Genomic DNA, 23,750 nt, shown 5'->3' on the forward strand with positions numbered 1-23,750 from the left:
CGGACCGGCCTTCGTTCGAGTACAGTATACGGCTATCGCGCGGCCATAAAATATTTACCGTCAAAATTGACCGGTGGAACATCTTGTGGCCAGTCCTGCCGGACAGTGGACACACAGTCCCGCTCGGGCCGGGACGGCCGCTGTCCCCGGCCGCGGTGACTTACTCTGCGTGCAGGGATTCGAGGTACCGTAACTGCCGCTCCAACCGTCTCGGCATCTCGGCGTAGACGCTCTCGAACAGGTCCCCCGGGGACGGCCGCTCGGTGGCCTCGGCGGCGTCGATGGCCGCGGCCACCCGGTCGCTGTTCTCCTGTTCGATGGCCGCGATACGCTCGTCGTCCAACAGGCCTCGGTCACGGAGGAACGTCTCCATGCGCGGGATGGGGTCCTTCTGTTTCCATCGCTTGACCTCCTCGTCGTCCCGGTAGACGGAGGGGTCGTCGGCGGTGGTGTGCGCGCCGAACCGGTACTGCACGGCTTCGATGAGCGTCGGCCGCGGTTCCTCGGGGCCGGGGTCTTTGGCCTTCTCGATAGCCGCCTTCGTCACCTGATAGACGGCCAACGGGTCCATCCCGTCGACCTGGACGCCGTCGAAGCCGTACGCGTTGGCCTTCTGTGCCAGCGTCTCGCTCGCCGTCTGTCGCTCCCGGGGGACCGAGATGGCCCACTGGTTGTTGTTACAGAAGAAGACGGCGGGTACGTCGAACACGCCCGCGAAGTTCAGCCCCTCGTGGAAGTCGCCCTCGCTCGTCGCGCCGTCGCCGAGGTAACAGAGGACTGCCCGGTCCTCGCCGCGGTAGGTCATCGCCCACGCCGCACCCGTCGCGTGGGGGATTTGAGTGGCGATGGGGACGGCGACGGTGAACACGTTCGCGTCCGCGGGCACGTCCCCGCCCGCGTGTCCCATCCAGTACAGCAACACCACGTCGAGCGGGACGCCCCGGACGGCCAGTGCCGCGTGTTCGCGGTAACTCGGGAACAGCCAGTCCCCGTCGGCCAGCGCGTGAGCACTCCCGACCTGTGCGGCCTCCTGTCCGGCCATCGGCGGGTACGTCCCCATCCGCCCCTGCCGCTGGAGGGAGACGGCCCGCTGGTCGAAGTGCCGCGCGAGCGTCAACTCCCGATACATCTCGACCAACGCCTCGTCCGAGAGGTCCGGCACTTCCGCGTCCGCCCGGACCTGCCCGTCCTCGTCCAGTACCTGCACCCGGTCGCCGGGGTCACGCTGTAAGGTACTCATCGAGGCCTCCGTACTGTCATGTGGTAACTATTGCCACGTCCGATAATATGTCTTTGGCACGTCGCCGTAACCCCCGGTGATTGTCGCGGCTGTCGCCCGCTCGCTCGCCTCGAATCCGGACAGACACGCAGAAACGCGGCGTTTCAGCGGCGAAAACTGAACGCGCGTTACCGTCACGCCGACTCGTCAGTCGTCCGCCCGGACGCCCTCGCGTGCCTCCGCGGGGTCCGCACCGCGCTCGACGGCTTCGACGAACAGTTCGCCGGCCTTGTACGAGGACCGGACCATCGGCCCCGACGCACAGTAGGCGAAGCCCAGTTCCTCCTCGGCGACCCGTCGCCACGTCTCGAAGGCGTCGGGGTGGACGTACTCGCTGATTTCCAGATGCGAGCGCGAGGGTTGGAGGTACTGCCCGAGGGTCACGATGTCGACGCCGACCGTTCGCAGGTCGCCGAGGGTCTGGTACACCTCGTGTGCGTACTCGCCGACGCCGAGCATCAGGCTCGTCTTGGCGTAGGTGTCGGCCGCCGCGGCCTGCCGCAGGACGGACAGGGACTGCTCGTAGCCGGCCCGCCGGTCACGGACGGGCCACTGGAGGCGTTCGACCGTCTCGACGTTGTGTGCCAACACGTCCGGTTCCGCATCGATGACCTCGCCGACGAGGTCGGGGTCGCCTTGGAAGTCAGGAATCAGGGCCTCGACGAGGGCATCGGGGTGTCGTTCGTGGATTGCCCGGATGGTCGCCGCGAAGTGCCCGGCCCCTTGGTCCGGCAAGTCGTCGCGGTCCACGCTGGTCAACACCACGTAGTCGAGGCCGATTTCGGCCACGGCGTCGGCGACGCTCTCGGGTTCCTCCGGGTCCGGCGGGTCCATCCCGCCCGTCTCCACGTCACAGAAGTTACACCCTCGGGAACAGCGGTCGCCGAGCAGCATGAACGTCGCCGTGCCCGGCCCGTCCCGGCCCGACCAGCACTCCCCGAGGTTCGGGCAGTTGGCCTCCTCACAGACCGTGTTGAGGTCGTGGTCCCGGAGCGTCTCCGTGATGTCGGTGAACCGCTCGCCCGACGGGGGCCGGCGCTTGAGCCAGTCGGGTTTGCGGGCGCGACTCATTGGCCCGACGTTGGGGCGGCCCGGTCAAAAACGTGCGGTTCGTCGCCGCCGTCACTCCCCTCCGTCGTGTGCCCGTACGTCGAGGTCGTACCGCTCGGCCGCCCGGTCGGGGGCGATGCTGGTCGCCACCACTTCCGGGACCACCGCCTCCCGGTCGTGTCCGCCGAGGAAGAACGCTCCGAGGACGACGGCCGCCCCGGCGACGCCGACCAACGGGCGGTCGAAACCCACACCCCCGCCGACGGCGAGTACCGTGACGACTGCCGTGGTGACCCGCCGAATCCGCTCTCGCTTCCGGTACTCGCTCTCGTGTGCTGCCACGACCTCCGCCCCGCGACCGGCCTCGATGCTCCGGTGACTCGGCCCGTCGGGTGACTCGTACCGGAGAACATCCACGCGCTCTGGCCCCTCCGTTTCCGACATACGTGACCGGCGGACCTGTACCGTCGAAGGTGTTGTGGTCCCGAGACAACGGAAGGTACTTACCGCCGATTCCGCATCCCACGACTGTGTTCACACTCGTCGTGGTGTGGTACGCCGCCGCCCTCCTCGTCGGTCTGACCGCGCTCCCCCTCACCGCGTGGCTCTGCCCGGACTGGCCGGACCGCGGCGCGTCCCTCGCCCTCCCGACAGGGTTCGCCGTCCTGACGCTGACCGCCTTCTGGGTCGGCCAGGTGCGTTTCGGCCCGCACGCTGCCGTCCTCGGGGCCCTCGTCCTCGCCGTCGCCGGCCTCGCCGCACAGCGGTACGGTCCCGGTGCCGACATGCGGGCCGCCCGTGTGCCCGCCATCGTGTTCACCGCGGCGTTCCTCGTGATGTTGACCGTCCGGGCACTCGACCCGGCCATCAGCCCCTACGCCGGCGAACAGTTCCTCGACTTCGGGCTGATTCACGCCGTCCGCCGAACCGCGACGCTCCCGCCCGAGGACATCTGGTTCGCGGGCGAGCGACTGCGCTACTACTACGGCGGGCCGTTGCTCTCGGGCGTCTTGACGTGGCTGACCGACACGCCACCCCGGTACGCGTACAACCTCGTCCTCCCCGTGATGTTCGGGGGGATGGCGGCCGCGGCCTACGGTCTCGCCGCCGCAATCGCGGCCGCCGGTGACCGCTCTCCGCGACTCGCCGGAACGCTCGCCGTCCTGCTGGTGTCGTTCTCGGGAACGCTCGCCACGCCCCTGCGCGCGCTGTCGAGTTACGTCCCCCGTGACGTGGCCGCCGAGTATCTCGTCGTCCTCTATCAGGGGTTCCGGCTGCCCTACCCCGAGGCCGTCGAGGCGGGGCGGTATCTCGCCGGTGGCGAGTTCTCCTACTGGGCCGGCCGGTACGTCATCCCGCACACGCCCAACGTGTTCCCCTTCTGGACCTACGTCAACGGCGACCTCCGTCCGCACATGTACGCCTACCAGTTCCTCCTCCTCGGGGCGGCCGTCTGTTTCGTCTACTACCGCACCGACGAGGCCCGCCTCACGCGCCGCCGCCTGCTCCTCGTCGGCGCGTTCCCAGTCGTCGGCGGCCTCCTCGGACTGGTCAACACGTGGGACCTCCCCGCGCTCGCGGGCGTCGCGTGGCTCTCGCTGACGTTCGCGCCCGCCGACCCCGCGACGCTCCTCCCCGGCCCGCTCCGTGCGCGCCTGCCCAACGCCCACGGACTCGCGGGCGAGGTCCGGCGGACGCTCGTGGCGGCGGGCGTCGCCGCCGCCGCCGCGCTCCTGTCGGTCCTCTGGGTCGCCCCGTTCCTCCTGTTCCACACTGCCGAGAACGAGGGGCTGGCGGTCCCGGGACCGGGGAGCGGTCTCGGCGGCCTCCTCCTCGTGTGGGGGGCGTTCCTCGTCGTGTTCGCCCTCGCCGCACTTCCGCTCCTCTCTGAGTGGGACCGACGCCGACAGGTCGCGCTCGCCGTCGCAGTCGGCGGCGCGCTCCTCGTCTCCGTCGCAGTCGGTCGCCCCGCACTCGCGCTGTTCGGGCCGCTGGTCGTCGGCGGGTGGTGGGTCGCGCGGCGCGGCCGGACGCGGAGTTTCGCCGTCGTGCTGGTCGTCGGCGGGGCCGGACTGCTCCTGTTCACTGAACTCGCGTACGCGCGCGTCTGGCCGTACGACCCCAACGCCCCTCGCTGGAATACGATATACAAGATTGCCCTGCAGGTGTGGGTGCTGTGGGGGGTGGCGGCCGCCGTCGCCGCCGCGTCCGTGGCCGAGCGCGTGCGCGGTTCGGTGTCCGTGTCTCCGCCCGCATTCGACGGACGGCGGACGCTCGCGGCCACCGCGCTCGCGCTGGTGCTCGTGTTCGCGCTCGTGTTCCCGGCCTTTGCCTTCGCGGGCCACCTCAATCAGTCCGTGCTGGCGGACCGTCCCGTCGAGCCGTCGCTGAACGCCACCGCCGACATCGGCCACGGACAGCCGGGCCGCTTGGCGGCCGCCCGGTGGCTCCGGACCGAGACGACGGGACAGCCGACGATGGTCTCACACCCGACGAACGCCTCCGTCTACTCGTGGCGGGCGGGGGCCAACGCCGTCTCGGTGCTGTCGGGCGTCCCGACGCTGGCCGGGTGGGAACACGCCGCGGGCTACCACGGCCGCGAAGCCTACTACGAGCGCGTCGCCCACGCCCAGTCGGTGTACTTCGGCAACTGGTCGGTCGCGAGCGCGACGCTCCGGGAGTTGGAGGTCGACTACGTCCTCCACGGCCCGACGGAGTTCGAGGCGTACGGCTACTGGGACCACGCCGACCGGCCCGGGATTTCGGTCGCCTACGAGAACGACGCGGTGACCATCTACGCCGTGAACCGGTCCGCGCTCGCGGAATGAGAAACCCCTTTGTGGTGCTCGCCCTTCCTCCGGTCGATGGAGGTTGCCGAGGTTCTCGACGACTTCGCCGACGCCTTCCCGTTCGAGTCGTTCAACGGGATGCAACGCGAGGTACTGCCGACGCTCCTCGACACCGAGGAGAACGTCGTCGTCAGTGCCCCCACTGCGAGCGGCAAGACTGCCTTGGCGGAAGTCGCCATCTGTGAGGCACTCGCCGCGGGCGGGACGGCACTCTTTCTCGCACCCCTGCGCGCGCTGACGAACGAGAAGGAGAGCGAGTGGGAGCGGTTCGAGGAACTGGGCTACTCGGTGTACGTCGTGACCGGCGAGCGCGACCTGAACCCGCGCCGGGCGGAACGGGCCGACATCCTCGTGATGACGCCCGAGAAGGCCGACTCGGCCACCCGGAAACACGACTCGCCCCGCTACGAGTTCGTCACCGACGTAGACTGTTGCATCATCGACGAGGTTCACCTGCTGGACTCGGACAAGCGCGGGTCGGTGCTGGAGGTGACGATTTCGCGGCTCCGACGCCTCTGTGACCCCCGGGTCGTCGCGCTCTCGGCGACCATGCCCAACGTCGAGGACGTGGCCGAGTGGCTCGACGCCCCGCCCGAGAGTACCTTCGCCTTCGGCGACGACTACCGCCCTGTCCCGCTGGAGGCGAGCGTCGAGACGTACAGCCACGGCGAGAACGCCTTCGCCGACAAGTACCGGCGACTCTACCGGTCGCTGGACCTCGTGGAGCCACACCTCCGCGAGGACGGACAGGCACTGGTGTTCGTCTCCTCGCGACAGGACACCGTGCGGGCGGCCGAGAAGACCCGCGACGAACTCACCGAACGCGACGTGCCGATGGGTGCCCGCGGCGACTACGACTTCCACCAGGAGGCCGAGCGACTGGAGAACGACACGCTCCGCCAGTCCGTGCTGGACGGCGTGGGGTTCCACCACGCCGGCCTCTCGAAGTCGGACAAAGACCTCGTGGAGGCGTGGTTCCGCGAGGGTCGTCTCGGCATCCTGTTCTCCACCTCGACGCTGGCGTGGGGGGTCAACCTCCCCGCCCGCTGTGTCGTCATCCGCGACACCAAGCTTCACGACCCGCTCGAAGGCGAGGTGGACATGAGTCCCCTCGACGTGTTGCAGATGCTCGGACGGGCGGGACGACCGGGCTACGACGAGCGAGGATACGCGTGGGTCGTCTGTGACCGGTCCGATGCCGGCCGCTACCGCCGCTTGCTCCGCGACGGGACCGAAATCGAGTCCCGACTGGCTGAGGACTTGGACGCTCACCTCAACGCCGAAATCGTGCTGGGGACGGTCCGTGACTTGGACGACGTATTGGACTGGATAGAAACCACCTTCTACGCGGTCCGTGCCCGTGCCGCGCCCGACGCCTACGACTCGGAGGGGCAACTGCGCGAACGCGTCAGCGACACCGTCGAGAGCCTCGTCGACCGGGGGTTCGTCGAGATGGACGATGACCTGCGTCTCTCCCCGACGCGACTGGGCCGGTTGGCCTCGAAGTTCTACCTCGGACTGGACACGGCCCGCCACTTCGCGGACCTCGCGGAGCGGGCAGAGGGGGGCGTGGCTCCCGGCGCGAGCGGGACCGACGCGGGCCTGACCGTCGACGACGTGCTGACGGCGGTGGCGACGGCCAGCGAGTTCGACAGCGCGAGCGCGCGCCGGGACGAACGCGACGCCGTCCGCGCCGTCCTCGGTGATGCGGGGAGTGACCTCGACCCCGGGCCGCGGAAAGTCCTCGCCATCCTCCGGGCGAGCATGGACCGCGCGACGCCCGCGGAACTCCGTAGCGACGCCTGGATAATCCGGCAGAACGCCCTGCGCCTGCTCGCGGCCCTGCGTGCCTTCCTCGACCAGTTCGCCGGGGCCCCGAGTGCGAACCTCGCGTGCCGGGCCGCGGCCCGCGTCGAACACGGTGTCAGTGCCGACGCCGTCGGTCTGACGGCCCTCGACGGCGTCGGGTCCGGACGGGCGAGCAGACTGGCGAGCGAGAGAATTCGCTCCCCGGCGGACGTGCGCGCGACCGGGCACGACGGACTGACCGAGGCGGGCCTCTCCGACGGCGTCGCCCGGCAGGTACTCGACAGCGCGCGGTCGCTCCCGGCCGTCGCGTTCGACTGGGGCGAGTTCCCAGCGGCGATTCCCCGCGGCGACAACCAGATGTGCGAGGTGACGGTCCGCAACGACGGCGACGGTGCCCGTGCCGGTGTCCGCGTGACGGTCAACGGCCGCGAGATGACGGCCACCGAGTCCTATCTCGGCACGGAGACGCTTCCCGTCGGCGTCTTCGGTGGCGATACGGACGAACTGCGCTTCACCGTCACCGTCACCTTCCCGGAACTGCCCCTCGAACCGGTTTCGGCGTCCCGGACCGTCCGCGTGGAGTGACGGCGGTGTTTCGACGACGGCGGGCGAGAGGCGATTGTAAAACTTCTAAGCGAACCTGAGGCAGTTATAAAATGTCGCGGGTGTCGGTGAAAGGTCCGCCGTGGCCAGTAAAACGTCGGCGAGTTACACGCGAGCTCGGCGAAACGGACTGAAATCGACGCAAGCTTCGACCCCTTATATGGGGTATCCAGTACAAGCGTGGAATGCAGAGGCCCACCATGTCCACGCAAACTCCCTCCGACGTTCGCAACTGGCGTCCCGGCTTCGAGAGCCCACGGAACATCGCACTCGCACCTGCACGCTTCCTCGGGTTCTGGAGTGCCGTCGTGCTTCCGCTCGTGCTCGTCCCGATGCTGCTGACTGGGTACGCGAGTAGCTACCCGACTGTGTTCGCGGCACTTCTCGTTGCGAACGTCGTCGCGGCGGTTGCTGGCCGGAACTACGACGACTGACGGACCCGGTGGGCTCTGCGAGCCATCACCACTCCCCACCCCAAGCGACCCCACCCTGCCTCCCCGTTTCCACTCCCGTCCAGAGGTTTATGTACCGAACCGCGACCAGCCCCCTCCATGCACGACGGAACTCGCGTGCTGGCCGGGCAGTGTATCACCTCGTTCGAGGGTGACCGCGAGCGAACCGAGCGCGGTAACGTCCTCGTCGTCTGCAAACCCGACAACACCGTCTTGGTCCACGACGCCACGGGCTATCAGCCGATTGCGTGGCTCACGCGCGCGGAGTCGGTGACGCTCGCGGACGGGACGCTGACCGCCACCGACGGCGACCAACACCTTCGCGTCGAGGCCGACGGCGAGTACGAGACGACGCGGTACCCGACGACGGCGGCCGGTCCGCCGGTCGGGACCTGCCCCGCTTGCGACGGCCACCTCGTCCGCACCGACGGCACGGTTCGGTGCCTCGGCTGTGACGCCAGCCACGGAGTGCCACGCGACGCGACGATACGCGACGCCGAGTGTGACTGTGGCTATCCGCGCCTGTCGGTCACACGCGGACGGGAGTTCGAGGTCTGTATCGACCGCGACTGTGAGTCGCTGGACGAGGCGGTCCGGGCGGCGTTCGACCGCGAGTGGAACTGTCCCGACTGTGAGGGCGACCTCCGTATCCTCCGGCGTGGTGGCTTGCTCGCCGGCTGTGAACACTATCCCGACTGCGACACTGGATGGGGCCTCCCGGCGGGGACGGTGGTTGGGACGTGTGACTGCGGACTGCCCGTCTTCGAGACGAGTGCCGGGCGGCGGTGTCTCGACACTGCCTGTGACGGCCCGAAGTGAGCGGCCGGGCTGGGACCGTAGGGGATTTGTCCGCGCGCGGTCAGGGACGGGCATGAACGCGACGCTCTCGGGCGACGTGGTGCGGGCGGGTCGACAGGCCCGCGAGCAGTTCTACGACGCGCGCGGGTACGGCCGCCCGGACGACGGGTCGCTCGTCCTCGCGCCCGTCGAGGCGGCCCACCTCCTGTTCCGCGGTGACCTCGGGTCGGTGGACGGGATGGGCTTCCGCGAGTTCCTCGCCTCGGCGGCCTGCCCCGCCCTCGATTTCCTCGTGTACAAGGACCTCAGGGACCGCGGGTTCTACCTCTCGCCCGCCCGTGAGGGGTGGGTCGCGGACCCAGCGGGTGCGGACTTCGTAGTCTACCCCCGCGGCAAGGGGCCGTGGGACGACGAGATAGCCCACCGCGTCCGCGTCGAGAGCGAACGCGCGACGGTGCCGGCCGCCGAACTCGGCGACGTGGTGCTGGCCGTCGTCGACGAGGAGAGCGAGATAACGTACCTCGACACCGACCGGCCCGAGGTGACGGGCGCGACGGCGTACGACCCGCCCGAGGGGGTGCCGGGGTCGCTGTTGGACGACCGCGTGTTGGTCTGGGACCCTCCGGCGGCCCTCTACGAACACGGGTTCTACGGGCAACCGCTGGACAGGGACGGGGAGACCGTCGAGACGCTCCAAGTGTCGCTGGTCGAGGCCGCGTACCTCGTCCGCCGGGGCGCGCTGACCGTCGAGGGCGGGGCGGACGCCGTGCTGAACCGCGGGCGGGCGGTCGAGGGCGAGCGGTTCGACCGGCGGCTTCGAGTGTACGAGACGCTCCGCAATCGCGGGGTCGTGCCCAAGACGGGGTACAAGTTCGGCGCGGACTTCCGGACCTACGCCGACGTCGAGTCCGTGTCGGAGTTGAGCCACTCGGAACTGCTGGTGCGAGTCCTGTCGGGGGACCACGTGTTCGCGCCGCGTGACCTCGCGCTGGACGTGCGTCTCGCGGGTGGGGTCCGAAAGCGGATGGTGTTCGCGCTGACCGACGCCGACGACATCTCGTGGCTCTCGGCGGAGCGGCTGACGCCGTGAGACCGGAGTGGAAACGGTTAAACCTCTGCTGGCGGTTACTCACTCCCAAGATGGCCGCTTCCGACGGGTGGCGCTGGTGCTGGCCCTTTCCCCCGGAAGCGGACAGTCTCGCGGTCACGATTGTGCGGTAATCGTGGCCGTCGTTGCTCACTCCGCTTTTTCGACGCGAGTCGCCCCGGCGAGAAAGGACGCCAGAACGACACAGATGACACACGAACCCGACACCGACGCTGACGAACCGACGACAGACGACCCGGACACGAGCGAGCGGGCAGTGCCCGACGGCGAGACGACGGCCCGTGCCGACGGTGGCACCGTCGACGAGACGACGCTCGACCCGTGGGGGTCGGCCACCGTCTCGGACTACCGCAACCTGTTCGAGGAGTTCGGCATCGAGGAGTTCGACGCCGTACTGGACGAGACGCCCGACCCGCACTACCTGATGCGTCGCGGCGTCATCTTCGGTCACCGCGACTACCGCGCCGTCGCGCGGGCGATGGCCGACGGCGACCCGTGGGCCGCCCTCTCGGGGTTCATGCCCACGGGGGACCCACACATCGGCCACAAGATGGTGTTCGACGAGATAATCTGGCACCAACAGCAGGGCGGGGACGCCTACGCCCTGATGGCAGACTTGGAGGCCCACAGTGCCCGCGGCCTCTCGTGGGACGAAATCGACGAGCACGCCCGCGATTACGTCCTGAGCCTGCTCGCGCTGGGGTTCGACCCCGAGGCGGGCACCCTCTACCGGCAGTCCGAGAACCGCGACGTGCAGGATTTGGCCTTCGAGCTGGGCATCGAGGCCAACTTCTCGGAGTTTCAGGCCATCTACGGCTTCGACGGTGAGACGGACATCTCGCACATGCAGTCGGTCGTCACCCAGATGGCCGACATCCTCTACCCGCAACTGGACGAACCCAAGCCGACGGTCATCCCGGTCGGCCCCGACCAGGACCCACACATGCGCTTCGCGCGGGACCTGGCCGACCGGATGCGGTACTTCAAGGTGACCGAGGCGTACGCGAGTTTCGAGGTTGTTGAAGCAGACCTTGGGTTACTAAGAGAGACATATAATCATCGCGAGGAATATGCTGAAAACCCTGAAAGACCTCGGTGCAACGAGGCTGCGGATTGGTTAGCCGACTACGAAACTGACGCTATCGAAGTGAAGGGTAATCTCGTCAAGGGATTACGAAACGCTGGACAAGAGCCACTTCGCCCGCGCGTGCGGTTCGTCGACCAGAACGCCACCGACGAGGCCTTCGAGGCACTAATCGAGGCCGTCGACGGCGAGAAGCGCGTCTACGACAACCACGTCGACGCCTTCGAGATGGACCGCGCCGCGGCCGAGGAACTGGCCCGCGAGGTCGAAGTCGCGAACGGCGGCTACGGGTTCGTGCCGCCGTCGTCCATCTACCACCGGTTCATGACCGGCCTCACCGGCGGGAAGATGTCCTCCTCGATACCGGCGAGTCACATCAGCCTGCTCGACGACCCGGAGGACGGCTACGACAAGGTCAAATCCGCCACCACGGGCGGACGCGAGACGGCCGAAGAGCAGCGCGAACTCGGCGGGAAAGCCGACGAGTGCCCGGTGTACGAACTGTACGCCTACCTCCTCGCGGGCGACGACGACGAGTTCGCTACCGAGGTGTACGAGGAGTGTGTCGGCGGCGAGCGACTCTGTGGCGGGTGCAAGGAGCAGGCCGCCGAACTGATGGCGGAGTTCCTCGAAGACCACCAGGAGAAGCGCGCCGAGTGGGCGGACAAACTGGACGAGTTGGATATCGACCTCGATACCGACCGGGCGGTCGCTGGCGACTGACCGTTACAGTCCGTCCAGCGCGGCCACGACTAGTTCGGCCGTCGCCTCGGCTGCCGCCTCGCCACCGTTCTCGACTGCGACTTCGACCACCTCTCCGCCAGTGTCCACGAGGACCGTCGCTGCTTCCCCGCTCCCCTCGATTGCCACGTCGACGGCATCGGCCCCGGCGTCGACGACGGCGTCGGCGTGGTCGAGTCGTTCGTCCGGGCGGACGGCCGCTTCGATATCGAGGGTCCCGGCGTCCGGGACCGACACCCCGTCGAGCGCGCTCTCGATACTGCGCGGGTCGGGCATCGCGCCTCCGAGACCGGTGCCGAACTCCGCCGCGAGGGTATCGAGTGTATCGGTGTCGACAGGGACCTCTGCCGGTACGAACACGTCGAACCAACCGGACCGACGGTCGTCAGAATCCTCCGAATCCATGTGCGACGAACACGCGAGTCTGCGTAATATGTGTTCGGTCCCTGCTTCGACAGCGGTACGTTTTTACTCGACTGTCACAATCGGTTCCACATGGCACTCGAACCCCACTGCCGGTGTTCTGCCCGCAAACGACGGTTCCGTCCGGGGTTCGGCTTCTTTTTCGGCGCGTGAGTCGGCGGCGGAATCCGCCGGCGGGGTGACACTCCGCGGGGGACGAAACCGACCACGCCCGGAACGCGAGGGCGGCCGGAGAGCCCTCGACACGAACGAGCGGCGACACGAACGCCGCGAGTGAGAACCGTTAACTGACCGACCCGCGCCGTATACGACAACGACTACCGACGCATGAAACTGCCACAGGCACAGGTCGCGGTGTTGGAGGCCGCGAGCGCACAGGAGGAACGGACGATAGACAGAATCGCCAAGGACGCCGACCTCAAACCCGAGACGGCGACTGGGGCGGCCTTCGAGTTGGAGGAGGCGGGCTTGGTCTCGGTCATCGAGCGGACGAGCAGTGACTTCTCGCTGACCGAGGAGGCCGAGGACTACGTCGAGACGGCCCTGCCGGAACTACGCCTCTACCGGGCGGCCGCCGAACTGGGAGCCGAAGACGACCCGGTCGAACTCGGGCAGGCCATCGGTGCGGCCGACCTCGACGGTCCGGCCGTCGACATCGCGCTCTCGAACTTCGCCCGGAAGGGCTACGGGAGCGTCGACAGCGGCGAGGTGACGATAGACCCGGACGCCGACCCGGACGCCGACCGGGAGGCCGCGGCCTTGGAGGCCATCGCGGACGGGACTGCGGCGTACCAGAGCAACCTCGCCATCGAGGACTTGGAGAACCGGGGACTGGTCGAGCGCAGCGAAACCACGGTGCGCTCGGTCACGCTGACCGAGGCGGGCGTCACCGCCATGATGGAAGGCGTCGAGACGGCCGAGACGGTCGGGCAGGTCACCGCCGACCTGCTTACGAGTTGGGCGGAGCGAAGCTCCGCCGACCGTTCGAGCGGCCACGGGCCGCGAGAAGATGGCGAGTGGCGGGACGCCGAGTTCGCCGAGTACAACGTCGAGGCCGACGCCGAAACCGTCACGCCCGGGAAGAAGCACGTCCTTCAGCGGATGTCCGAACGGGTGAAAGACGTCCTCGTCGGGATGGGATTTCAGGAGATGCAGGGGCCACACGTCGACGCGGACTTCTGGATAAACGACTGTCTCTTCATGCCCCAAGACCACCCCGCGCGGAACCACTGGGACCGGTTCGCGCTGGACAACCCCGCGGAAATCGACGAGTTGCCCGCGGACCTCGTCGAACGCGTCGAACGCGCACACCGTGAGGGCGTCGGCCCCGACGGCGAAGGGTATCACTCGCCGTGGGACCTCGACTTCGCGAAGGCACTCGCCCTGCGGGGACACACGACCTCACTGACCGCCCGACACCTTTCGGGCGAAGCGATGGGCGAGTTGGAGCCACCACAGCGGTTCTTCTCCATCGAGAAGGCCTACCGGAACGACACGCTCGACGCCACGCACCTGCTCGAGTTCTTCCAAATCGAGGGGTGGGTGATGGCCGAAGACCTCTCGGTTCGTGACCTGATGGGCACGTTCACCGAGTTCTACGAGCAGTTCGGCATCACCGACATCGAGTTCAAGCCCCACTACAACCCATACACCGAACCGTCCTTCGAGTTGTTCGGCCGCCACCCCGAGACCGACGAACTCATCGAAATCGGCAACTCGGGCATCTTCCGTCCGGAGATGCTCGAACCGCTCGGCGTCGACTGTGACGTGATGGCGTGGGGCCTCGCCCTAGAGCGTCTGCTGATGCTCGTCACCGGCGCGGAGGACATCCGGGACGTACACGGGACGCTCGTGGACTTGGATTTCCTGCGGTCCGAGGAGGTGATTTACTGATGCCAACAGTCGAAGTCGACCCCGACGAACTCCGATACCTGACCGGCCGCGACGAGAAAGACGACGCGGAACTGAAAGACGACCTGTTCGCCCTGGGCCTCGAATTCGAGGGCGAGACCGAGGACGGCGAGTTCGAGTTGGAGTTCGCACCCGACCGACTCGACCGCCTCTCCGTCGAGGGCGTCGCCCGGTCGCTGCGCTACCAGTACGGCGACGACCGCGGGGTGTACGTCCCGAACACGAACGACCCCGAGTGGACCATCCGCGTCGAGGACGTGCCCGCCGAACGACCCTACGTCACCGGTGCGGTCGTCCGTGGACTGGACCTCGACGAGACGACGCTGGAGTCGCTCATCCAACTGCAGGAGAAACTGCACGCGACGATGGGTCGTCAGCGCGCGAAGGGTGCCATCGGCGTCCACGACCTGACGATGCTGAAAGGCGAGACGCTCCGGGAGGACGACGACGGGGCCAAGTCAGTCACCTACACGGGTATCGACCCCGACGGGGACACGTTCGTCCCGCTGGAGGGCGACGCCGAGATGACGCCCGCCGAGACGCTGACCGACCACCACATCGGACAGGAGTACGCCGACCTCGTGGGCGAGTACAGTCGGATGCCGGCCATCTACGACGAGGTCGGCCTGTTCTCGTTCCCGCCGGTCGTCAACGGCCGGCGGACTGAGGTGTCGACCGACTCGCGGGACCTGTTCATCGAGATGACGGGCACCGACCAGTGGACCGTCGACCGGATGCTCGCCATCGTCTGCTACGCGCTGGACGCCCGCGGGGGCACCGTCGAAGAAGTCCGGGTCGACTACACCGACTCGGCGGCCGGCGCGCCGGACCGGGGGGCCGAACTGGTCCGCCCGGACCTCGAAACGCGGGCGAAAACCGTCGTCCACGACGACATCGAGACGATGCTGGGAATCGACCTCGCGCGCGAGGACGTGGTGGACTTGGTCGAACGGGCCGGGATGGACGCCACGGTCAGCGAGGCGGACGACGAACTCACCTACGAGGTGACGGTCCCGCCCTACCGGACGGACGTACTCCACCCCGTCGACCTCGTGGACGACATCGGGCGCGCCTACGGGTTCAACGAACTCGAACCCCGGTACCCCGACGTGTCGACGGTCGGCGGCCGCCACGAGCGGTCGCGGTTAGAGGACGCCGCCCGCGAGACGCTGGTCGGACTGGGTTTCGAGGACCTGCTGAACTTCTACCTGATAGACGAGGAACAGAACTACGAGCGGATGGGAATCGCCCAAGGGACCGACGCCGTCGGGGGTGGCGAGGCCGTCACCATCGAACAGCCCTACAGCGAAGACTTCACCATGGTCCGGACGTGGGCACTCCCCTCGGTCATGCTGGTGTTGGAGAACAACACCCACCGCGCGTACCCGCAGGACCTCGTGGAAATCGGCCTCGCGGCCGAGGTAGACGAAGCCGAGAACACGAACGTCGCGGAACACCGCACGGTCGCCGGCGCGCTCTGTCACGCCGGCGCGTCCTACGAGGACGCCAAGGCGAAACTCCAGGCACTCGCCGCGGCCTTCGACAAGGACCTCGAAACGCCGGCGACGGACCACCCGACGTTCATCGACGGCCGGACCGCGAGCGTCGTCCTCGACGGCGAGGCAGTCGGCGTCGTGGGTGAGGTCCACCCCGAAGTCATCGTCGAACACGACCTCGAACTGCCGGTGGCGGCGTTCGAGTTCCGACTGGACGCCCTGCGGTAGGCGCGCTCCTCACATCGCCGGCGAGCGGCCGTTTTCCCATCTTTGTCGAGGGAGGTGGCGAGTAACGCGAGCCACCTGCGGAGAAAACGGTGAGCGTTCGCGTGCCGGTTGGACGCGTTGCGGTAGAACCGTTCAGTCGAGGTCTGCGCCGACTGCTTCTTCGACGGACCCGAAGCCGTCCCGCTCCAGCAAGTCGAGCAGTCCACGGTTGATGTCGCGCGCGATGGACGGTCCCTCGTAGACGAGGCCGGTGTAGAGTTGCACGAGGGTCGCGCCCGCGCGTACCTTTCTGTAGGCGTCCGCGGCCGTCGAGACGCCGCCGACGCCGACGACGGGCGCGTCGGTCCGTGCCGCGACGAACCGGACCGTCTCCGTGGCGCGTTCCTCGATGGGTCGGCCCGAGAGGCCGCCGGTCTCGGTCTGCGACGGTGACCGGAGTCCGTCGGGCCGGTCGGTCGTGGTGTTCGTGGCGACGACGCCGTCGAGGTCGAACTCGGCGACGAGGTCGAGCGTGTCCTCGATGGCCGGTTCGGGGAGGTCGGGCGAGAGCTTCACCAGCAACGGTGCCGCGCCCGCGTCGGTCAACTCGGCGAAGATGTCGGCCATCGTCTCGCGGTTCTGGAGTTCCTCGAACCCCTGTGAGTTGGGACAGGAGACGTTGACGACGAAGAAGTCCCCGCCCTCGGCGACGCGTTCGTAGGTGTATCGGTAGTCCGCGGGCGCGCCCGCGCTGTCGACGTGCTCGCTCTTGGCGATGTTGACGCCGACGGGGACGGACACGTCCGTGCTGGCGAGGCGGTCGCCGACGGCGTCCGCGCCGTGGTTGTTCAGCCCCATCCGGTTGACGATGGCCTCGTCCTCGCGGAGACGGAACATCCGCGGGCGCGGGTTACCGGACTGTGGCTCGGCGGTGACGCCGCCGACTTCGACGTGACCGAAGCCGAGTGCCGCGAGCGCGCCGGGGACCTCCGCGTTCTTGTCGAATCCCGCCGCGACGCCGACTGGGTTCGGGAACGACTGGTCGAACGCCTCGACACGGAGTCGGTCGTCTGTGACTGCGTAGCGGCGTTCTAGCAGCGCGGTAAGTGGGGTTCCGTCGACGGTGCGCAACGCGCTGTGACCCAAGCCGTGGGCTGTCTCGGCCGGCAGTCGGAACAGCAGCGGCTTGGCGAGGTCGTACACGGTCACGGTATCACCACCGCGTGCGGGCGCGACGGAGAAAAACACGGGAGCACGTTAGAACTCGTGTTCCACGTCCTCCGGGTCGGCTTTCTGGATGATGATCTTGTTGTCCCGAACCCTGACGAACACCTCGTCGCCGATCTCCATCCCTGCGACGGCTAGTTCGTCCTCGTGAATGTTGATGTGGACGTTGTGATACTCGCCGTCCTCGTCTTTCGCGCCACTCGGGCTCAGCTTCTTTTTTCGCACCATCGCGCTATCCTATCCCGTGCTTCGCCGTAGAATACACTTAAGCTTACCGTGAGAACCCGGACGTACGTGTACGCTCGTTTCTAGATAGTCCCCAACTGTCCGGTAGGGCAGCCCGTACAGTCTCCGCGCCCGCGAGGTGGACGGCCAGAATTCGCCCGATATCGGGCGAATACGGCCTGAACTGCCGGGCGGTTTATCAACTAATATATAAACGTACTCCCGCGTCCCCCCGCCGTCGGGGGGTATATTTATGACGGGCCGTGTGCTGGACTGACATGGAGAGGCGAAACCATGGCACGTGACAAGGATAAGCGCAACTTCGCGCTTCGTGAAGGCAGTGGCGAGGAGACGAGTGTCTTTTCAGGGGGAACACCGCGACAGGCCGCCCTGAAAGCCGCCCGCAGACTCGACCCCGACGACAGCGAGGCAAGTGCTGACCGGACAGAGCTCCGGCTTCGGGAGAAAGGGACGCACAAAGTGCACATCTATGAAGGCTGGGCGTGGGAGGAGGACGCGCCCGACGACAAGCCGGACTGGATGCCCGACGAGATAACGAAGGGGAACGTCGAGAAACAGGGCGTCGAACACCTCGAAGATATCTGAGTCGGCAGTACACCGCTTTCTTTCGTCGCCGTCCGTGAGACATATCGGGGCCGCACGCCAAGCCATGAGTGCGTGGCCTACACCCGGCCAGACCGTGCGCGCGACGCGTGGGATGACTGGTCGGCCTCCATCCACGCGACAACTTCTCCCGGAGAACACCCGGAAGTATCAGATATATCTCACACGTTTCCGTCCTCGACGCCCTGAGCGCGCCCGCCGCGCGGTATGGAACCGCGACCCGTAGCGGAGTCGCTTCGACGGGCTTAAGTTTAACACCCCCATCGGAACGAGTACGAGCGAGGCACGGTGGGCGACGCCCGCCACGCCTTGCAGTCTGCATCGATTCCCTTAAGTAGTATCGGGGAATCGTACTGAACACGCATCGCTCCGCCGGGTTGCGATTCCGGCCCGGGGCGATTCGATGCCCTTAAGTGGTTAAGGGCATTCAGAAGGAATGTAGACGAGGCCGGGTCGGGGCCGACATCGCCCGACCACGGACCGACGCACTTCGGAGGGTTTATGTACCCTCGTGGTGTAAAATTAGGTCCGTAAGAAATGAGGATTCCACCCCTGCGGTCCGCCGTATAGATGGGATCTGATGTCAGCCTTGGCAGTTCGGTGACACTCGGTCGGTCCGAGTGTCGTTGAACTATGTGAACCTTCGATAGCGGAATACTCTCACACGAGAGTTTTCCCGCCAGCCCCCCTGGCCTTGTGCCAGGGACATTCCGGTTGATCCTGCCGGAGGCCATTGCTATCGGAGTCCGATTTAGCCATGCTAGTCGCACGGGTTTAGACCCGTGGCAGATAGCTCAGTAACACGTGGCCAAACTGCCCTGTGGACACGGATAACCTCGGGAAACTGAGGCTAATCCGCGATACAGCTCTCATGCTGGGATGCGGAGAGCTGGAAACGCTCCGGCGCCACAGGATGTGGCTGCGGCCGATTAGGTAGACGGTGGGGTAACGGCCCACCGTGCCGATAATCGGTACGGGTTGTGAGAGCAAGAACCCGGAGACGGAATCTGAGACAAGATTCCGGGCCCTACGGGGCGCAGCAGGCGCGAAACCTTTACACTGCACGACAGTGCGATAAGGGGACTCCGAGTGCGAGGGCATACAGTCCTCGCTTTTCTGTACTGTAGGGAAGTACAGGAACAAGTGCTGGGCAAGACCGGTGCCAGCCGCCGCGGTAATACCGGCAGCACGAGTGATGGCCGCTCTTATTGGGCCTAAAGCGTTCGTAGCCAGCCGAGCAAGTCCGTCGGGAAATCTGCCCGCTTAACGGGCAGGCGTCCGGCGGAAACTGTTCGGCTTGGGGCCGAGAGATCCAAGGGGTACGTCCGGGGTAGGAGTGAAATCCCGTAATCCTGGACGGACCACCGGTGGCGAAAGCGCCTTGGAAAAACGGACCCGACGGTCAGGAACGAAAGCTAGGGTCTCGAACCGGATTAGATACCCGGGTAGTCCTAGCTGTAAACGATGCTCGCTAGGTGTGGCGTAGGCTACGAGCCTGCGCTGTGCCGTAGGGAAGCCGTGAAGCGAGCCGCCTGGGAAGTACGTCTGCAAGGATGAAACTTAAAGGAATTGGCGGGGGAGCACTACAACCGGAGGAGCCTGCGGTTTAATTGGACTCAACGCCGGACATCTCACCAGCATCGACAGTAGCAGTGACGGTCAGGTTGATGATCTTACCTGAGCTACTGAGAGGAGGTGCATGGCCGCCGTCAGCTCGTACCGTGAGGCGTCCTGTTAAGTCAGGCAACGAGCGAGACCCGCATCCCTAGTTGCCAGCAGCACGTTCATCGTGGCTGGGTACACTAGGGAGACTGCCGCTGCTAAAGCGGAGGAAGGAACGGGCAACGGTAGGTCAGTATGCCCCGAATGTGCTGGGCAACACGCGGGCTACAATGGCCGAGACAATGGGAAGCGACCCCGAGAGGGAGAGCTAATCTCCTAAACTCGGTCGTAGTTCGGATTGCGGACTGAAACTCGTCCGCATGAAGCTGGATTCGGTAGTAATCGCGTGTCATAAGCGCGCGGTGAATACGTCCCTGCTCCTTGCACACACCGCCCGTCAAAGCACCCGAGTGAGGTCCGGATGAGGCCACCATGCGGTGGTCGAATCTGGGCTTCGCAAGGGGGCTTAAGTCGTAACAAGGTAGCCGTAGGGGAATCTGCGGCTGGATCACCTCCTAATGACCGGGACTGGGGCTTTGCCCCAGCCCACCTTTCGACACATAGTTTGACGACGCTCGAACCGACCGGGCACCTATGAACTGCCAAGGCTGACATTGTCCGCAGGGACGGGCCCATAGCTCAGTGGCAGAGTGCCGCCTTTGCAAGGCGGAGGCCCTGGGTTCAAATCCCAGTGGGTCCATGTCTCGTGCCTGTCCGAATCCGTGTCCCTTAAGTGGGAGACGGGGTTCGGATTGGGTACGGAAGACCGATGCACCACCCCGTGCGAACGCGGGTGGGAAGGGTTGATGCACGCACCGATGACCACCGGGCGTGCAAATGAAACTGTGTGTACGTGCGATCCAGGCGTCCACTGGACTCGTGTGCAGTACATCGAGTCTTCAACGACGCAGACTCGGAATTATTTCCGAGTCACTACATCTATGACGTGTGTATACACGTCATCAGCATGGCTACTATGCCAGCTGGTGGATGGCTCGGCTCAGGTGCCGATGAAGGACGTGCCAAGCTGCGATGAGCCTCGGGGACCCGCACGGAGGGGAAGAACCGAGGATTTCCGAATGGGAATCCCCCCGCAATTGCTTCGCGCAATGGGGAACGTCCCGAACTGAAACATCTTAGTAGGGACAGGAAGAGAAAACGAATGTGATGTCGTTAGTAACCGCGAGTGAACGCGACGTAGCCCAAACCGAAGCCTTCGGGCAATGTGGTGTTCGGGCTGACTCTCATCGCCGGATCGTCTTCACGAAGTCTCCTGGAACGGAGCGTGAAACAGGGTGACAACCCCGTAGTGAAGACCAGTACGGCGTGCGTCAGTTCCAGAGTATCGGGGGTTGGAAATCCCTCGTGAATATGGCAGGCATCGACTGCCAAGGCTAAATACTACCTGAGACCGATAGTGAACAAGTAGCGTGAGCGAACGCTGAAAAGCACCCTCAGAAGGGAGGTGCAATAGGGCCTGAAATCAGTTGGCGATGGAGCGACGGGGCACGAAAGGTCCCTGTGCAAACGACCGAGGGGCGACCCTCCAGTAGGACCACAGGGAAGCCGGTGTTCCGTCGTACGTTTTGAAAAACGAGCCAGGGAGTGTGCCTGTTTGACGAGTCTAACCCGAGCATCGGGGGAGGCGTAGGGAAACCGACATGGCCGCAGTGCTTTGCACGAGGGCCGCCGTGTTCAAGCGCGGGGAGTCAAACGGGCACGACCCGAATCCGGACGATCTACGCGTGGGCAAGGTGAAGCGTGCCGAAAGGCGCGTGGAAGCCTGTTAGGGATGGTGTCCTACAATACCCTCCCGTGACCTACGTGTAGGGGTGAAAGGCCCATCGAGTCCGGCAACAGCTGGTTCCGACCGAAACATGTCGAAGCATGACCTCCGCCGAGGTAGTTCGTGGGGTAGAGAGACTGATTGCCGTGTCCGCCTCCGAGAGGAGTCGGCGCGGCTGTCAAACTCCGAACCTACGGACGCTGTCGACGCGGGGAGTCCGGTATGCGGGGTAAGCCTGTGTACCGTGAGGGAGACAACCCAGAGCTGGGTTAAGGTCCCCAAGTGTGGACTAAGTGCGATCGAAGGTGGTCCCGAGCCCTAAACAGCCGGGAGGTGAGCTTAGAAGCAGCTACCCTCTAAGAAAAGCGTAACAGCTTACCGGCCGAGGTTCGGGGCGCCCAAAATGATCGGGGCTCAAGTCCACCACCGAGACCTGGCCACGCCAGTCATATGGCGATTGCGTAGGTCGGCACTCCGATTGGGTGGAAGCATGGGCGAGAGTTCGTGTGGACCGATCGGTGACGAAAATCCTGGCCATAGTAGCAGCGATAGTCGGGTTAGAATCCCGACGGCCGAACGGACAAGGGTTCCTCGGCACTGTTCGACAACCGAGGGTTAGCCGGTCCTAAGTCTCGTCGTAATTCGAGCGAGACAAAAGGGAAACTGGTTAATATTCCAGTGCCGCCGTACATCGAACGCCGACGCCTCGGGGTCGACCGGACCGGGCCATCGCCCGGTCGAACTGTCCAAATCCGTGGAAGCCGTAATGGCACGAAGCGGACGAACGGCAGGATAGCGTAAGCCGGTTCAACCTGGGGCCCGTGAAAAGGCAAGTACGGTGTCCGTACCGAGATCCGACACAGGTGTCCGTGGCGGCGAAAGCCAAGGCCTGTCGGGAGCAACCGACGTTAGGGAATTCGGCAAGTTAGTCCCGTAAGTTCGCGATAAGGGATGCCTGCCTCGGAAAGAGGCAGGCCGCAGTGACTCGGGCGCTCCGACTGTCTAGTAACAACATAGGTGACCGCAAATCCGCAAGGACTCGTACGGTCACTGAATCCTGCCCAGTGCGGGTATCTGAACACCTAGTACAATAGGACGAAGGACCCGTCAACGGCGGGGGTAACTATGACCCTCTTAAGGTAGCGTAGTACCTTGCCGCTTCAGTAGCGGCTTGCATGAATGGATTAACGAGAGCGCCACTGTCCCAACGTTGGGCCCGGTGAACTGTACGTTCCAGTGCGGAGTCTGGAGACCCCCAAGGGGAAGCGAAGACCCTATGGAGCTTTACTGCAGGCTGTTGCTGGGACATGGTCGCTGATGTACAGGATAGGTAGGAGCCACTACACAGGTACCCGCGCCAGCGGGCCACCGAGGCAACCCTGTAATACTACCCGTCAGTGACTGTGACCCTCACTCCGGGAGGAGGACACCAATAGCCGGGCAGTTTGACTGGGGCGGTACGCGCTTGAAAAGATATCGAGCGCGCCCTAAGGCCATCTCATCCGGGACGGAGATCCGGAGAAGAGCGCAAGAGCAAAAGATGGTTTGACAGTGTCTTGCCTAACGAGAGACGCTGACGCGAAAGCGTGGTCTAGCGAACCTATTTGCCTGCCCGATGCGGGCAATAGATGACAGAAAAGCTACCCTAGGGATAACAGAGTCGTCACCCGCAAGAGCACATATCGACCGGGTGGCTTGCTACCTCGATGTCGGTTCCCTCCATCCTGCCCGTGCAGCAGCGGGCAAGGGTGAGGTTGTTCGCCTATTAAAGGAGGTCGTGAGCTGGGTTTAGACCGTCGTGAGACAGGTCGGCTGCTATCTATTGGGGGTGTCATGGTACCTGACGGGAACGTCCGTATAGTACGAGAGGAACTACGGATGGTCGCCACTGGTGTACCGGTTGTCCGAGAGGGCATGTGCCGGGCAGCCACGCGACACGGGGTAAGAGCTGAACGCATCTAAGCTCGAAACCCACCTGGAAAAGAGGTACCGCCGAGGCCACTCGTAGAAGACGAGTTCGATAGACTCGGGGTGTACGCACCGAGGTGACGAGGTGTTCAGCCCGCGAGAACTAATCGGCCGAAGCCACCAATCATACCGCGCATGGAGACTCGATAACACGAGTCCAGGCGCTATCTGGATCGCACGTACTACACGGTTGCTTGGAAGCTATACCGACTGTGGTTTATCGCGGTTCGACTCCGCGAGTCGGCGTTAAGGCGGCCACAGCGGCGGGGTTACACCCGTACCCATCCCGAACACGGAAGTTAAGCCCGCCAGCGTTTCGGGGCCTACTGGAGTGCGCGAGCCTCTGGGAGACCCGATTCGCCGCCTCCACTCATCACGCCCCACCCGAAGAACGGGTGGGGCGTTTTTCATTTCGAACGCGGAGTGGCAACGCGACACGTCAGATACT

The 23,750-nt window shown here is 65.6% G+C and carries 15 protein-coding genes, 1 tRNA gene and 3 rRNA genes; 13 read left to right on the forward strand and 6 right to left on the reverse strand.

Features of this window, described 5'->3' with window-relative positions; translation table 11 throughout:
• Positions 1-160 precede the first annotated feature (160 nt).
• From pdhA to MUG95_RS08605, 3 genes are all read right to left on the reverse strand, one after another.
• The gene (gene pdhA / locus MUG95_RS08595; protein ID WP_247005703.1) at positions 161-1,240 is read right to left on the reverse strand and encodes a pyruvate dehydrogenase (acetyl-transferring) E1 component subunit alpha; all 1,080 of its coding nucleotides are present in this window, start codon (positions 1,238-1,240) and stop codon (positions 161-163) included.
• Between the two features lie 186 nt (positions 1,241-1,426).
• Positions 1,427-2,350 (reverse strand): lipoyl synthase, encoded by a 924-nt coding sequence (gene lipA, locus MUG95_RS08600; protein ID WP_247005704.1) that lies wholly within the window; start codon positions 2,348-2,350, stop codon positions 1,427-1,429.
• A gap of 51 nt (positions 2,351-2,401) precedes the next feature.
• Positions 2,402-2,773, reverse strand: coding sequence for a hypothetical protein (locus tag MUG95_RS08605; RefSeq protein WP_247005705.1), 372 nt, complete (start codon positions 2,771-2,773; stop codon positions 2,402-2,404).
• Between the two features lie 86 nt (positions 2,774-2,859).
• Between MUG95_RS08605 and MUG95_RS08610 the strand changes: the two genes are divergently transcribed.
• From MUG95_RS08610 to MUG95_RS08635, 6 genes are all read left to right on the forward strand, one after another.
• Positions 2,860-5,157, forward strand: coding sequence for a DUF2298 domain-containing protein (locus MUG95_RS08610; RefSeq protein ID WP_247005706.1), 2,298 nt, complete (start codon positions 2,860-2,862; stop codon positions 5,155-5,157).
• Positions 5,158-5,193: 36 nt separating this feature from the next.
• Complete coding sequence (locus tag MUG95_RS08615) at positions 5,194-7,572, forward strand: DEAD/DEAH box helicase (RefSeq protein WP_247005707.1); 2,379 nt, start codon at positions 5,194-5,196, stop codon at positions 7,570-7,572.
• A 203-nt stretch (positions 7,573-7,775) separates the two neighbouring features.
• Entirely contained in the window at positions 7,776-8,024 is a 249-nt protein-coding gene (locus tag MUG95_RS08620; protein WP_247005708.1) for a DUF8028 family protein, read from the forward strand.
• A 117-nt stretch (positions 8,025-8,141) separates the two neighbouring features.
• Positions 8,142-8,861: a PDDEXK family nuclease gene (locus MUG95_RS08625; protein ID WP_247005709.1), complete on the forward strand. Its 720-nt coding sequence runs from the start codon at positions 8,142-8,144 to the stop codon at positions 8,859-8,861.
• 52 nt (positions 8,862-8,913) lie between these two features.
• Entirely contained in the window at positions 8,914-9,930 is a 1,017-nt protein-coding gene (gene endA, locus MUG95_RS08630) for a tRNA-intron lyase (RefSeq protein WP_247005710.1), read from the forward strand.
• Positions 9,931-10,135: 205 nt separating this feature from the next.
• Positions 10,136-11,755: a tryptophan--tRNA ligase gene (locus MUG95_RS08635; RefSeq protein WP_247005712.1), complete on the forward strand. Its 1,620-nt coding sequence runs from the start codon at positions 10,136-10,138 to the stop codon at positions 11,753-11,755.
• Between the two features lie 3 nt (positions 11,756-11,758).
• Here MUG95_RS08635 and MUG95_RS08640 read toward each other — a convergent pair whose 3' ends face one another.
• The gene (locus MUG95_RS08640) at positions 11,759-12,178 is read right to left on the reverse strand and encodes a hypothetical protein (RefSeq protein WP_247005718.1); all 420 of its coding nucleotides are present in this window, start codon (positions 12,176-12,178) and stop codon (positions 11,759-11,761) included.
• A 345-nt stretch (positions 12,179-12,523) separates the two neighbouring features.
• Here MUG95_RS08640 and pheS point away from each other — a divergent pair, with 345 nt between their 5' ends.
• Entirely contained in the window at positions 12,524-14,089 is a 1,566-nt protein-coding gene (gene pheS, locus MUG95_RS08645) for a phenylalanine--tRNA ligase subunit alpha (RefSeq protein WP_247005719.1), read from the forward strand.
• The gene (gene pheT, locus MUG95_RS08650) at positions 14,089-15,831 is read left to right on the forward strand and encodes a phenylalanine--tRNA ligase subunit beta (RefSeq protein ID WP_247005720.1); all 1,743 of its coding nucleotides are present in this window, start codon (positions 14,089-14,091) and stop codon (positions 15,829-15,831) included. Before pheS ends, pheT begins: the two co-directional genes overlap by 1 nt.
• A 132-nt stretch (positions 15,832-15,963) precedes the next feature.
• On the opposite strand, the gene MUG95_RS08655 is transcribed toward pheT, so the two are convergent.
• The gene (locus MUG95_RS08655; RefSeq protein WP_247005721.1) at positions 15,964-17,019 is read right to left on the reverse strand and encodes a quinone-dependent dihydroorotate dehydrogenase; all 1,056 of its coding nucleotides are present in this window, start codon (positions 17,017-17,019) and stop codon (positions 15,964-15,966) included.
• Positions 17,020-17,067: 48 nt separating this feature from the next.
• Complete coding sequence (locus tag MUG95_RS08660) at positions 17,068-17,265, reverse strand: hypothetical protein (RefSeq protein WP_247005722.1); 198 nt, start codon at positions 17,263-17,265, stop codon at positions 17,068-17,070.
• A gap of 291 nt (positions 17,266-17,556) precedes the next feature.
• Between MUG95_RS08660 and MUG95_RS08665 the strand changes: the two genes are divergently transcribed.
• From MUG95_RS08665 to rrf, 5 genes are all read left to right on the forward strand, one after another.
• On the forward strand, positions 17,557-17,868 hold the full coding sequence (locus MUG95_RS08665; protein ID WP_247005723.1) for a non-histone chromosomal MC1 family protein: 312 nt from the start codon (positions 17,557-17,559) through the stop codon (positions 17,866-17,868).
• A gap of 725 nt (positions 17,869-18,593) precedes the next feature.
• Positions 18,594-20,065, forward strand: a 16S ribosomal RNA gene (locus MUG95_RS08670).
• A gap of 111 nt (positions 20,066-20,176) precedes the next feature.
• Positions 20,177-20,248 (forward strand) — tRNA-Ala (locus MUG95_RS08675).
• Between the two features lie 262 nt (positions 20,249-20,510).
• A 23S ribosomal RNA gene (locus tag MUG95_RS08680) occupies positions 20,511-23,428 on the forward strand.
• Positions 23,429-23,549: 121 nt separating this feature from the next.
• Positions 23,550-23,671: ribosomal RNA gene (gene rrf, locus MUG95_RS08685) — 5S ribosomal RNA — on the forward strand.
• The 16S, 23S and 5S rRNA genes sit together here with 1 tRNA gene alongside, the layout of an rRNA operon.
• Positions 23,672-23,750: the final 79 nt, after the last annotated feature.

Source organism: Halorientalis litorea, assembly GCF_023028225.1.
Classification (GTDB): domain Archaea; phylum Halobacteriota; class Halobacteria; order Halobacteriales; family Haloarculaceae; genus Halorientalis; species Halorientalis litorea.

Excerpts from the sequence above, each read along its gene's own strand:
- pdhA (WP_247005703.1), bottom strand. The coding sequence starts at position 1,240 with ATGAGTACCTTACAGCGTGACCCCGGCGACCGGGTGCAGGTACTGGAC.
- endA (WP_247005710.1), top strand. The coding sequence starts at position 8,914 with ATGAACGCGACGCTCTCGGGCGACGTGGTGCGGGCGGGTCGACAGGCC.
- MUG95_RS08625 (WP_247005709.1), top strand. The coding sequence starts at position 8,142 with ATGCACGACGGAACTCGCGTGCTGGCCGGGCAGTGTATCACCTCGTTC.
- MUG95_RS08615 (WP_247005707.1), top strand. The coding sequence starts at position 5,194 with ATGGAGGTTGCCGAGGTTCTCGACGACTTCGCCGACGCCTTCCCGTTC.
- pheS (WP_247005719.1), top strand. The coding sequence starts at position 12,524 with ATGAAACTGCCACAGGCACAGGTCGCGGTGTTGGAGGCCGCGAGCGCA.
- MUG95_RS08605 (WP_247005705.1), bottom strand. The coding sequence starts at position 2,773 with ATGTCGGAAACGGAGGGGCCAGAGCGCGTGGATGTTCTCCGGTACGAG.
- MUG95_RS08665 (WP_247005723.1), top strand. The coding sequence starts at position 17,557 with ATGGCACGTGACAAGGATAAGCGCAACTTCGCGCTTCGTGAAGGCAGT.
- MUG95_RS08620 (WP_247005708.1), top strand. The coding sequence starts at position 7,776 with ATGCAGAGGCCCACCATGTCCACGCAAACTCCCTCCGACGTTCGCAAC.
- pheT (WP_247005720.1), top strand. The coding sequence starts at position 14,089 with ATGCCAACAGTCGAAGTCGACCCCGACGAACTCCGATACCTGACCGGC.
- MUG95_RS08640 (WP_247005718.1), bottom strand. The coding sequence starts at position 12,178 with ATGGATTCGGAGGATTCTGACGACCGTCGGTCCGGTTGGTTCGACGTG.
- MUG95_RS08635 (WP_247005712.1), top strand. The coding sequence starts at position 10,136 with ATGACACACGAACCCGACACCGACGCTGACGAACCGACGACAGACGAC.
- lipA (WP_247005704.1), bottom strand. The coding sequence starts at position 2,350 with ATGAGTCGCGCCCGCAAACCCGACTGGCTCAAGCGCCGGCCCCCGTCG.
- MUG95_RS08660 (WP_247005722.1), bottom strand. The coding sequence starts at position 17,265 with ATGGTGCGAAAAAAGAAGCTGAGCCCGAGTGGCGCGAAAGACGAGGAC.